Source organism: Bacillus sp. AP8 (assembly GCF_000321185.1).
Lineage (GTDB): Bacteria > Bacillota > Bacilli > Bacillales > DSM-1321 > Bacillus_AD > Bacillus_AD massilioanorexius.
This window is the reverse complement of record NZ_CAPG01000064.1, coordinates 26478-39036: the sequence shown is the minus strand read 5'-3', so window position 1 is coordinate 39036 and position 12559 is coordinate 26478. Positions and strand designations below refer to the sequence as shown.

Sequence of the window (12559 nt, the reverse complement as noted above, 5' to 3'; positions counted from 1 at the left end):
AATTTCGCGAAAAAAAAAGAACATTGTTAAGGTAGATATTATGGGTAAAAGCATGTATATACATAAAATTTGCAAGGGGTGAGGAAAGTGGCGGAAAAAATACTGATTGTTGATGATCAATATGGAATACGAATATTGTTAAATGAAGTTTTACAAAAAGAAGGCTATACTACATTTCAAGCTGCAAACGGAGTTCAAGCTTTAGATATTGCCAAAAATCATGCTCCAGATTTGGTATTGTTAGACATGAAAATTCCTGGAATGGATGGAATTGAGATTCTCAAAAGAATGAAAGAACATGACCGAGATATAGCTGTAATCATTATGACTGCTTATGGAGAACTAGATATGATACAGCAAGCAAAGGATTTGGGCGCCATTACACATTTTGCTAAGCCATTTGATATTGATGATATTCGTGGAGCTGTGAAAAAACATTTACCAATACAAACCAAATAATCCAAGGTAAGCGATTTATTTCTTTGAATTTTCAAAAGAAATTTTAAAATATTCTAGAAACGGACATATATTAGAAAAAAAACAGTGGAAAATTAAACCTGTACCGTGTATCTTCTTGAGAAATTGAAAGAGTATTGGTATGCTTGAAGTGGAAAAAATGTTGTTCCCGCAAAGTTTTTTCGTATAGTTTACATATTTTTAAGGGAAAATTCTATTGAGGGAGCTCTGTTAGAAATGGAGCGAACGATACAACATAAGGAGGAAATATAGAATGCCTTTAGTTTCAATGACTGAAATGTTAAACAAAGCTTTAGAAGGTAAGTATGCAGTAGGTCAATTCAACATTAACAACCTTGAGTGGACTCAAGGAATCTTAGCTGCTGCTGAAGAAGAAAAATCACCTGTTATCCTTGGTGTATCAGAAGGTGCTGCTCGTCACATGGGCGGATTCTATACTACTGTGATGATGGTTAAAGGTTTATTAGAAGACATGAAGATTACAGTTCCAGTTGCTATTCACCTGGATCATGGTTCTTCATTTGATAAATGTAAAGAAGCAATCGATGCAGGTTTCACATCTGTAATGATCGATGCTTCTCACCACCCATTTGAAGAGAACGTTGAAACAACTAAAGCAGTTGTTGAGTACGCTCACTCTAAAGGTGTTTCTGTTGAAGCTGAGTTAGGAACTGTTGGTGGACAAGAAGATGACGTAGTAGCTGAAGGCGTTATCTATGCTGATGCACAAGAATGTAAAGAACTTGTTGAAAAAACAGGTATTGACTGCCTTGCTCCAGCATTAGGTTCAGTTCACGGTCCTTACAAAGGTGAACCAAACCTTGGTTTCAAAGAAATGGAAGAAATCAAAAACTTAACAAACATGCCATTAGTATTACATGGTGGAACTGGTATTCCTGAAGCAGATATCAAAAAATCTATCTCTTTAGGTACTTCAAAAATCAATGTTAACACTGAAAACCAAATTGCTTTCACTAAGAAAGTTCGTGAAGTGTTAGCTGCTGATGCTGAAGTTTACGATCCACGTAAATACATGGTACCAGGCCGCGAAGCAATCAAGGCTACAGTTGTTGGTAAAATCCGTGAATTCGGTTCAAGCAACAAAGCTTAATTTTAACAAAAAGAATAAAACCGCCTTTTTTAAAAGGCGGTTTTATTTTTTAGAATTTCCTTGGCTTTTCTGACTTTTAATAAAATTGTAGGGTTACGCTAAAAGTACCTATTTATAAATTTGTTTTCTCTATTTGGTTCATACATATGTAATAAAAAAATATGACTGTATAACTTTGTTAGAGAATAGTAGCATTTTTTCTTTTACAATAGGTGTAATTTGATGTAGCCTTATAGTTACAATAGTAGAAGATCTTTTTTTCGTTTTATTATTCAGAAAATAATATATAAAAAGGAGATTTAGAAATATGAAATTTTTTATTGATACAGCTAATTTTGAAGAGATTAAAGAGGCACATGCGCTAGGGATTATTTCAGGTGTTACAACAAATCCCTCATTAGTAGCAAAAGAAAATGTGTCCTTTCATGATAGAATTAAAGAAATTACTTCCTTAGTAGAAGGATCAGTTAGTGCTGAGGTTATTGCTACAGATTACGAAGGTATGATTAAGGAAGGACGTGAGTTAGCGGCTATAAGTCCAAATGTGACAGTAAAAGTCCCGATGACTCCTGATGGCTTAAAAGCTGTACATACATTTGCTAAAGAAGGTATTAAAACGAATGTAACATTAATATTTAGCGCGAATCAAGCGTTGTTAGCTGCTAGAGCGGGAGCATCTTATGTTTCTCCATTCCTAGGTAGACTAGATGATATTGGACAAGATGGCGTTCAGCTAGTTTCAGATATTGCAGATATATTTGCCATTCATGATATCGAAACAGAAATCATTGCTGCTTCTATTCGTAATCCAATGCATATTACAAAAGCCGCATTAAATGGTGCGCATATTGCTACAGTACCGTATAAAGTAATTATGTCACTTTTCAACCATCCTCTTACTGACAAAGGGATTGAAGCTTTTCTTTCTGATTGGGAAGCAAAAAAGAATTAATAATAAGTAAATATAGAGTCATTCATAAAAAGTCATAGGCCTAATATAAGACCTATGACTTATTTTAATTTTTTTAGCGAAATGGTACATGAGTTTTTAATTTTTGTGTAAACTATAAATTAGAATGAAATATTGTATAATTCTCTCTTGGAAAATTTTGTATAATTAATAATAGCCTATTTTGTAATTGCTAATAATTAGAAGGGAGTTAATTATGGAAAAGCTTAAAATTGCTGGTGGATATCCGCTAAAAGGAACCATTAGAGTGAGCGGTGCTAAAAATAGTGCGGTTGCTCTTATCCCTGCTACTATTTTAGCTGAATCAGCTGTAACGATTGAAGGTTTACCTGATATATCTGATGTAAATATTCTAAAGGATTTATTAGAGGAAATTGGAGGAACAGTTGAGTTTGAGGATGGTGAAATGACTGTTAACCCAAGTTCAATGATTCCAATGCCTCTTCCGAATGGGAAGGTAAAAAAATTACGTGCATCTTATTATTTAATGGGTGCAATGCTTGGACGGTTTAAAAAAGCGGTTATTGGTCTTCCTGGAGGATGTTATTTAGGTCCAAGACCAATAGATCAACATATAAAAGGATTTGAAGCGCTAGGGGCGCAAGTGACGAATGAACAAGGAGCTATTTACTTAAGAGCAGATGAACTTCGTGGTGCCAGAATTTATTTAGATGTAGTAAGTGTAGGAGCTACAATCAATATCATGCTAGCTGCAGTGCTTGCAAAAGGACGCACTATTATTGAGAATGCGGCAAAAGAGCCAGAAATCATTGATGTTGCTACGTTGTTAACCAATATGGGAGCCAAAATCAAAGGTGCAGGTACAGATGTAATTCGAATAGATGGTGTGGAAAAATTAAGTGGTTGCCGACATACCATTATTCCTGATCGAATTGAAGCGGGAACGTATATGATTTTAGCTGCTGCTGTTGGTGAAGGGATATTAATCGATAATATTATCCCGCAACATTTAGAATCCTTAATAGCAAAGCTACGAGAGGCCGGGGTTCATGTTGATACGAGAGATGACCAAATTTTTGTCACTCCTGGACAAAAACTAAAAGCGGTTGATGTGAAAACGTTGGTATACCCAGGATTTGCGACAGACCTCCAGCAACCGTTTACAACATTTTTATCAAAAGTAGAAGGTTCTAGTGTTGTGACGGATACAATTTATGGAGCTCGTTTTAAACATATTGATGAATTACGTCGAATGAATGCAAATATAAAAGTGGAAGGTCGATCAGCTATTATAAATGGCCCTATCCAATTACAAGGAGCTAAAGTAAAGGCGAGTGACTTGAGAGCGGGAGCGGCTTTAGTAGTTGCTGGTTTAATGGCTGAGGGAATTACAGAAATTACTGGAGTTGAACATATAGATCGGGGCTATAGTCATTTAGTAGACAAGCTAAGTGGTTTAGGAGCAACAATTTGGAGAGAGAAGATGACTGCTGAAGAAGTCGAGCAGTTAAAGAATTAACACAATGTTTTGTGATAGATAAAATCGAATAAGATGATGGATATAGGAACATGATGCGTAGAGCAATAATATCATTTTTTCAACGAGAGGATAGATGTGAAAAGATGAAATTATTGCTCTTTTTTTTGCCTTCTACAAAGTGACATGCCATATGGAAGAATTAAAAAATGTCATTTACATAGCTTATTCATAAAAAAAAGAGGTAACAATAAGTAATTTTAAAATAAATGTGCTATTATAAATATATAAATGTGTTATACTAACCAATTTATTGGAGGGAAATAGTAGTGGAAAGAAGCTTATCGATGGAACTTGTACGTGTAACGGAGGCGGCAGCATTAGCTTCTGCACGATGGATGGGAAGAGGAAAAAAAGATGAAGCAGACGGTGCAGCAACATCTGCAATGCGTCGCGTTTTTGATACAGTGCCAATGCAAGGAACTGTTGTAATTGGTGAAGGAGAAATGGACGAAGCTCCTATGTTATATATTGGAGAAGAGCTTGGAACGGGTGAAGGACCTGGTGTTGATGTAGCAGTTGATCCATTAGAAGGAACGAATATTGTTGCAGCTGGTGGCTGGAATGCATTAGCGGTTATTGCAGTAGCAGATCGAGGAAATTTACTACATGCACCTGATATGTATATGGATAAGATTGCGGTAGGACCAGAAGCTGTCGGGCAAATAGATATTAATGCATCAATTGAAGATAATATACGCGCGGTTGCAAAAGCGAAAAATAAAGATATTGAAGATGTTGTAGCAACAATTTTAAATCGTCCTCGACATGATGAAATCATTCATCAATTAAGAGAATTAGGTGTGCGAATTAAGCTTATTAATGATGGCGATGTAGCAGGAGCTATTAATACTGCATTTGATCAAACAGGTGTAGATATATTATTTGGGTCCGGCGGAGCTCCAGAAGGTGTTCTTTCTGCAGTTGCTCTTAAATGTCTGGGTGGAGAAATTCAAGGTAAATTACTTCCAGAGGATGATGCACAGTTACAAAGATGTATCAAAATGGGACTAGACTGTTCGAAAATTTTACGTATGGAAGATTTAGTTAAAGGTGACGACGCGATTTTTGCAGCAACAGGTGTGACGGATGGAGAGCTTTTAAGAGGGGTTCAATTTAAAGCAAACTATGGAGAAACACAATCGATTGTTATGCGTGCTAAATCAGGTACTGTACGTTTCGTAGATGGACGTCATAGCTTGAAGAAAAAACCGACATTTGTCATGAAGTAATAGATGTTTAGATATTCTTCTAATTTTTAATAAGAAAAGAGGGTTAGGTGAAGACGTTTTTTACCATAAACCCTCTTTTTGTCTAAAATGTACCATTCTTTTATATGTTGATGTGCTTATTAACCAGGAATAAAAATAGAAAAGGAATAGGGAAAAAAGAAAAAAATGTTCTTTTTAAACTTTTATTCTCAAAATTATGCAATTAAATTCGAAAAAATATTTATTTTTTGAATATTTTTGAGTAAAATAGACGATGTTGGATATAAAATGGATAATATGTAGTAGAAACAACATTCTTAAAGATGAATGCGAAAAAATAAATAGTTTATATGTTTGTTTAAAGCCTAACAATTCAGTTGAGCTTTTTATTTTATCATTCAACAGAAGATATGAAATGAAGAAATAAATTATCCAAAATGGATTTCATATAGAGTATTAAGAACTAGTAAAATTTACATAATATAAGGTCGACAAAGCCTAACATCTGTTTTTCGTATTGTTATCGTGTTATTTGTTGAACAATTTTATTTATAGAAGTACAATAAATGTATTAATCAATTGTAAAATTGTAATTCTGCAAATTACCCCTGATTTTCAAATGTTATTTGGCACTTTCCTTCAATATCAATCTTCAATAGCTATTAATTAAGAACCCTTATTTAATTTATAAATATTTATAGCTGAATAGTATGATGAAATGCCAATTATTATTGTTATTACTATAAAGTGTGGTGTACATATGAATTTAACCATTTCTCATTTAGAGGACATGAAATTAAAAGAGCTATACGAATTAGCTAAAGAGTACAGAATTTCCTATTACAGCAAATTGACCAAAAAGGAACTGATTTTTGCCATTTTAAAAGCGCAGGCAGAGCAAGATGGATTATTATTCATGGAGGGCGTACTGGAAATTATTCCGTCTGAAGGTTTTGGCTTCCTTCGTCCGATTAACTACTCTCCAAGTTCGGAAGATATTTACATTTCTGCTTCACAAATTCGTCGTTTTGATTTAAGAAATGGAGATAAAGTATCAGGGAAGGTTAGACCGCCAAAAGAGAATGAGAGATATTACGGTCTACTTCATGTAGAAGCTGTTAATGGAGATGATCCTGAAACAGCAAAAGAAAGAGTGCATTTCCCTGGTTTAACTCCTTTATATCCTAACCGTCAAATAAAATTAGAAACTTCACAACGAAATTTATCAACAAGAATTATGGATGTACTTGCTCCTGTCGGTTTTGGGCAACGTGGTCTCATTGTCGCTCCACCTAAAGCAGGTAAGACGATGCTGATTAAAGAAGTAGCAAATGCCATTACAACAAATCATCCAGAAGCAGAATTAATTGTTCTTCTCATTGATGAACGTCCTGAAGAAGTAACGGATATTGAACGTTCTGTTGCAGGTGATGTAGTAAGTTCTACATTTGATGAGCTACCTGAGAATCATATTAAGGTGGCAGAGCTTGTTTTAGAAAGAGCGATGAGACTTGTTGAGCATAAGAGAGATGTAATCATTTTAATGGATAGTATCACTCGTTTAGCACGTGCTTATAATTTATATATTCCACCAAGTGGAAGGACTCTTTCAGGTGGGATTGATCCAGCTGCTTTTCACCGTCCAAAACGATTCTTTGGAGCAGCGCGAAATATTGAAGAGGGCGGTAGCTTAACTATTTTAGCGACAGCATTAATTGACACTGGTTCACGTATGGATGATGTTATTTATGAAGAATTCAAAGGTACTGGTAATATGGAACTTCATTTAGATCGTTCATTGGCAGAAAGAAGAATTTTCCCAGCCATTGATATTCGACGCTCAGGTACTCGTAAAGAGGAACTGCTTATCCCGAAAGATCAGCTAGATAAGCTTTGGGCTATACGAAAAACGATGTCTGATACTCCAGATTTTGCAGAGAAATTTTTGCGTAAACTTAGACAAACTAAGAGTAATGAAGAATTTTTTAATATACTAGATGTTGAAATGAAAAGCCCGAGTTCTCGTCGTAAAAGAACAGAGACGTAATACCAAAATAATATTTGTAAATAATTGTCGTATGACATAACATTAAGTTGCAAATCCATTTATCGCTTGATATAATAAAAAGCATGTTTGATTATGAAGCTGAGAGGTTCTTTTACCTTTCAACATATAACTCTGATTCAGGAAATGATTCAGGGCGGAAGGAGCTGAAAAGAATGAAAGCAGGAATTCATCCAAATTACAACAAAATCACTGTTAAGTGTGCTTGTGGTAACGAATTTGAAACTGGTTCAGTAAAAGAAGATATTAGAGTTGAGACTTGTTCTGAGTGCCATCCATTCTACACTGGACGTCAAAAATTTGCTGAAGCTGGTGGCCGTGTTGATCGCTTCAACAAAAAATATGGTATCAAAACTCAACAATAATTATTATTGTATAAAGACAGGCAAGCACATTTTCTTGCCTGTTTTTTCTTTGACTAGGAATTTATATATATTTATAACTTATTTTCAACAAAATAGTTATATGCTTGAGCGTGTGATGCAAAGCCGTGAGACTCTTGTGGGAGAAGGGATACAGACAAGAAATCACAGAGAAGAGGTTTGGTGCACTCGGTCAGCATGAAACGAACGAGTTGGATTCATTAGTAACAAGAAGAAGTTTAACACATCTATTTTTAAATAAATCAGCGAAAGTTAAGCCTATTTTAGGTTACAATAGAAGAATCGATTAAGATGAAGCACTACCTATGTTAGTGGCTTTACATAGGAAGGAGAGATGATTTCGTGTACGAAAAAAAACCAGCAGGGTGGATGGAACTAATTTGTGGTAGTATGTTTTCGGGAAAATCAGAAGAACTAATTAGACGAGTTCGTCGTACACAATTTGCACGACAAAAGACAGTCGTGTTTAAGCCAGCAATCGATAATAGATACGCGGAAGAAGCAGTTGTTTCTCATAATGGGACATCTGTTTGGGCTAAATCCATCGTCAAATCAACAGATATCTTTGATCACGTAGATGAGCAATTTGATGTAATTGCTATTGATGAAGTGCAGTTTTTTGATGAAGAAATTGTTGAGGTAGCTCAGCAGCTTGCGGATAGTGGATATCGAGTGATTTTAGCAGGACTAGATCAAGATTTCCGTGGTGAGCCATTCGGACCAGTACCTAAGCTGTTATCGCTTGCAGAGTCAGTTACCAAACTTCAAGCAGTATGTGCAGTTTGTGGTAGAGCAGCTAGTAGAACACAACGTTTGATTAATGATAGACCTGCTAATTATCATGATCCAATTATTTTAGTTGGAGCATCAGAAGCATATGAGCCAAGATGTCGCCATCATCATGAAGTACCTGGTAGAGATGCGGAAGCTCCATGTTCTCCTAAGGAAGTAAATAATGTCATATAGGAACATATAAATTTATTCTGAAAAAGCATTGTGGAGAAGTCTATACACACACTGCTTTTTCTTTATGTTGAAAAAGGGGAGATTGGATAAGTAAAGGAATAATGCTTATCCAAGGTAAATATTTTTACACAAAAGCTTGAATAATATGATACAATCTTAATGGTTTTTATCGATTTTTAATCGTTCCTTTTAAAGCAAATAAAGGATTATAAATAGAGGAGATTTCATATGATGAAAAAAGGGAATTTGAATTCAACATCTGTGCAAATAATTGGTTTTATAGCCTTGCTACTCGTATTTGCACTGTCGCTTGTGGTCCCATCTACTATTATTAGTTTAGTATTGTATGCTGGATTATTAGTCTATACTTTTTTATTTCCAACAAAAGGTTTAGCTTTCTTGTTAATATATTTTCCAGCGCGTTCGTTCTTTATTGAAATGAACGGAGACCTTAAAGCAGTGGGGGAAATCATTATTTTTGGTGGTTTACTGCACATTCTGGTAGCATCAAGAAAGCAACTTACTAGCTTATTTCGCTTTCACTGGTTTGAAATAGCCTTTCTAGCTTTTTGTGCAATCGGAGCTGTTTCAGCCTTTTTAAATGATGTTTCAATTTCAGCTATTATTACGCAATTGCGAGCATTTTTACTTGCATATCTTGTGTTTTACATCATGAAGCGCTTAGTATTTAAAAAAGAAGATTTTCAATGGTATTTATGGACAACCTTCATTGTAGCTATCGTTTTATCTGTTTTTGGTATTATTGAAAAGATTTCTGACAAAACGATGCTATTTCCATCAGCGTGGGAAGGCTTTGCCATCAGTCCAACAAATGGAGGACGCGTGTATGGGCTTGCGAAGAACCCTAATGTACTAGCATCATTCCTTGTCATCGCGTTATTCCTTTCATTCTACCTTAAGTCCCAACTAACTGGATGGAAGAATAAGCTAGTTTGGGTTGGTATCATTTTAATGGGAGTTACGAGTGTTTTAACATATTCACGTGGAACTGCATTAGCTTTAGGGGTATCTTTACTTGTATATGTGGTTTGGAAAAGAAGTTGGAAGAATGTTTTCCAAATTGCAGGAGTCTTTGTCCTATCAGCTATTCTAGCATTGTATGTAGTGGAGCCAGTAACAAAAGCTTTAGATTTTCACTCAACTGCTACAGAAGTGCCGGAAGAACCAGGTGTTGATTCTGGTGAAGACGAAGGAAATTCACAGACCGATCGCTTAAAAGAGACTTTTGAAAAAGATACATTAAGTAAAAGTGCCACTGGTGGACGCTTATGGATTGTAAAAAAAGGCTTTGAAGTGTTTAAAGATTATCCAATCATTGGATCAGGCTTTGCCACTTTTGGAGATTCAGCTTCCCTTGGATATGGATCGCCTATATATGAAAAATATGAGATGCGTGAGGGAATCTATACAGATAATCAGTACATCCAAGTTATTGCTCAAACAGGTGTTTTAGGTGTACTAGCTTTCGCGGTGTTTTTAATCTCTATTTTCGTTTTCTTAGTTAAATATAGAAAGCAATCTGAAACGATGTTCACCCTGTTATTATTCCTAGCCGTAGTTGCTAGTTGCATAGTATATAACGTTTGGGAAGATAAAACAGTTACAGTTTATATGTTTGGATTATTAGGTATAGTATTTGCGAAAAATCGAGAGCTAAAAGAAGGTCCAATCAATAACTAATTAGCAAAGTTAGATAAAGCACAATAGTAGTGTGGATCAAATCATTGGTTTGCACTACTATTTTTTATAGTAGAACAAGCTAAGAAGCGTTAGAAATCCTTTAAAAATAAAATCGAAGGACTTTTGACCTTCATTCAGCGTCATAATATAATAGATATGGTATGGAAAAAATTCGAGGTGAAAAACTGTGATAGATCGATTACAGGCAGTAGAAGATCGTTATGATCAATTAAATGAACTTTTAAGTGATCCAGATGTTGTAAATGATCCTAAAAGGTTAAGAGAATATTCAAAAGAACAATCTGGCATTCAAGCAACTGTTGAAGCTTATCGTGAGTATAAAGATATTCGTGAGCAATATAATGATGCTAAATCAATGCTTGAGGAAAAGCTAGATGACGATATGCGTGAAATGGTAAAAGAAGAAGTAAGTGAGCTTAGTGCAACGATGACAAGCTTAGAAGAGAAATTGAAAATCCTTCTTATTCCAAAGGACCCTAATGATGATAAAAACGTTATTATGGAGATTCGCGGTGCAGCAGGTGGAGACGAGGCAGCTCTATTTGCAGGAAATCTATATCGCATGTACAGCCGTTATGCTGAGATGCAAGGCTGGAAAACAGAAGTTATAGAAGCGAATGCAACTGGTTTAGGTGGCTTTAAAGAAATTATTTTTATGATTAATGGTAATGGTGCTTATTCTAAGCTGAAGTTTGAAAATGGTGCACATCGAGTGCAACGTGTTCCTGAAACGGAATCTGGTGGAAGAATTCATACATCAACAGCTACAGTAGTTGTTTTACCTGAAACGGAAGATGTAGAAGTTGAAATTCATGACAAAGATATCCGTTTTGATACGTATGCATCTTCAGGTGCTGGTGGTCAAAGTGTTAATACAACAATGTCAGCGGTAAGGTTAACACACATTCCGACAGGTATTGTTGTTACGTGTCAGGATGAGAAGTCTCAGCATAAAAATAGAGATAAAGCGATGAAAGTATTGCGTGCTCGTGTTTATGATAAGTTCCAAAGCGAAGCACAAGCTGAATACGATCAGAATCGTAAGCTAGCTGTTGGTACAGGGGATCGCTCTGAGCGTATTCGTACGTATAACTACCCACAAAATCGTGTAACGGACCACCGTATTGGTTTAACAATCCAAAAGCTGGATCAAATTATGGAAGGTAAGCTAGACGAAGTAATCGATGCATTAATTATTGAAGATCAAGCTAGTAAGCTACAAAGTGAAGGTGAATAAGCCTTGAGTAAAAGAATATATGAAGCCCTCCATTGGGCTTCTTCTTTTTTAAAAGAACATAAACGTGATGAAAATGCTGGTGAGTTAATATTAAGACATTTATTACAATGTTCTCGTTCTCAATTATTTGCAAATCTTCAAGATGAATTAAGTGATACTGTGTGGAGTCAATTTGAATCATTTGTTTCGGAGCATGTGAAAGGAGTACCTGTTCAATACTTAATTGGCTACGAAGAATTTTATGGGCGCACATTTAAAGTCAATGAACAAGTCTTAATACCGCGTCCTGAAACAGAAGAGCTTGTATATCATACATTGAATAAGATACCATCCATTTTTCCAGATCAATCAAATTTGCGATTGATTGATGTTGGAACAGGAAGTGGTGCAATTGCTATTACACTAAAGCTTGAAAAGCCCGCTCTTCAAGTGACAGCTAGTGATTTGATGGAGAATGCTTTAGATGTAGCTAAGGACAATGCACAAGAGCTAAAAGCAAATCTGACTTTTGTACAGGGCGATTTACTTCAACCATTTATTAAAGCTAATCAGAAGTTCGAGATTGTTCTTTCTAATCCTCCTTATATACCTAATCAAGATATTGAAACGATGTCGAATGTAGTGACGGACTATGAGCCACATACTGCTTTATTCGCTGGAGAAGATGGGTTAGACTTATATCGACGATTTATGGAGGAACTTCCTCTTGTTGTAAATGACACATATCTGATTGGATTTGAAATTGGTGCTGGACAAGGAACACAAGTAGCTGACTTGTTGAAACGGGCTTTACCAGAAGCGAGTGTTTCAATTGAATATGATATTAATGGGAAAGACAGGATGGTTTTTGCGGAAAGAAAGAAATAATCATCCGTTAAATAGGCGGTTTTATAAGTTTTCTACAATGACTTATAGGGCG

12 protein-coding genes are annotated in these 12559 nt (G+C 35.5%); all 12 read left to right on the top strand.

Annotated elements, in window-relative coordinates:
- The first annotated feature begins 87 nt into the window (after window positions 1-87).
- The 12 genes from BN349_RS15435 (at window position 88) to prmC (ending at window position 12507) form a co-directional block, all read left to right on the top strand.
- Complete coding sequence (locus BN349_RS15435) at window positions 88-459, top strand: response regulator (protein ID WP_019243233.1); 372 nt, start codon at window positions 88-90, stop codon at window positions 457-459.
- A gap of 271 nt (window positions 460-730) precedes the next feature.
- Window positions 731-1588, top strand: a complete 858-nt coding sequence (locus BN349_RS15430) for a class II fructose-bisphosphate aldolase (protein WP_019243232.1) — start codon at window positions 731-733, stop codon at window positions 1586-1588.
- 307 nt (window positions 1589-1895) lie between these two features.
- Window positions 1896-2540 carry a fructose-6-phosphate aldolase gene (fsa, locus tag BN349_RS15425; RefSeq protein ID WP_019243231.1) on the top strand — a complete coding sequence of 215 codons (645 nt, stop codon included), beginning with the start codon at window positions 1896-1898 and terminating at the stop codon, window positions 2538-2540.
- A gap of 214 nt (window positions 2541-2754) precedes the next feature.
- Window positions 2755-4038: a UDP-N-acetylglucosamine 1-carboxyvinyltransferase gene (locus tag BN349_RS15420; RefSeq protein WP_019243230.1), complete on the top strand. Its 1284-nt coding sequence runs from the start codon at window positions 2755-2757 to the stop codon at window positions 4036-4038.
- Window positions 4039-4325: 287 nt separating this feature from the next.
- Window positions 4326-5288, top strand: a complete 963-nt coding sequence (gene glpX / locus BN349_RS15415; RefSeq protein ID WP_019243229.1) for a class II fructose-bisphosphatase — start codon at window positions 4326-4328, stop codon at window positions 5286-5288.
- Between the two features lie 739 nt (window positions 5289-6027).
- Window positions 6028-7314 carry a transcription termination factor Rho gene (rho, locus tag BN349_RS15410; RefSeq protein WP_019243228.1) on the top strand — a complete coding sequence of 429 codons (1287 nt, stop codon included), beginning with the start codon at window positions 6028-6030 and terminating at the stop codon, window positions 7312-7314.
- Window positions 7315-7487: 173 nt separating this feature from the next.
- Window positions 7488-7697 (top strand): 50S ribosomal protein L31, encoded by a 210-nt coding sequence (gene rpmE / locus BN349_RS15405; protein WP_019243227.1) that lies wholly within the window; start codon window positions 7488-7490, stop codon window positions 7695-7697.
- Window positions 7698-7822: 125 nt separating this feature from the next.
- Window positions 7823-8005: a hypothetical protein gene (locus BN349_RS25935; RefSeq protein WP_148335146.1), complete on the top strand. Its 183-nt coding sequence runs from the start codon at window positions 7823-7825 to the stop codon at window positions 8003-8005.
- A gap of 52 nt (window positions 8006-8057) precedes the next feature.
- The gene (locus tag BN349_RS15400) at window positions 8058-8681 is read left to right on the top strand and encodes a thymidine kinase (protein WP_019243226.1); all 624 of its coding nucleotides are present in this window, start codon (window positions 8058-8060) and stop codon (window positions 8679-8681) included.
- 228 nt (window positions 8682-8909) lie between these two features.
- Window positions 8910-10382, top strand: coding sequence for an O-antigen ligase family protein (locus tag BN349_RS24080; protein WP_019243225.1), 1473 nt, complete (start codon window positions 8910-8912; stop codon window positions 10380-10382).
- Between the two features lie 187 nt (window positions 10383-10569).
- Window positions 10570-11640: a peptide chain release factor 1 gene (gene prfA / locus BN349_RS15390; protein WP_019243224.1), complete on the top strand. Its 1071-nt coding sequence runs from the start codon at window positions 10570-10572 to the stop codon at window positions 11638-11640.
- Between the two features lie 3 nt (window positions 11641-11643).
- A complete protein-coding gene (gene prmC / locus BN349_RS15385) occupies window positions 11644-12507 on the top strand; it encodes a peptide chain release factor N(5)-glutamine methyltransferase (protein WP_019243223.1) in 864 nt (287 codons plus the stop codon).
- Window positions 12508-12559: the final 52 nt, after the last annotated feature.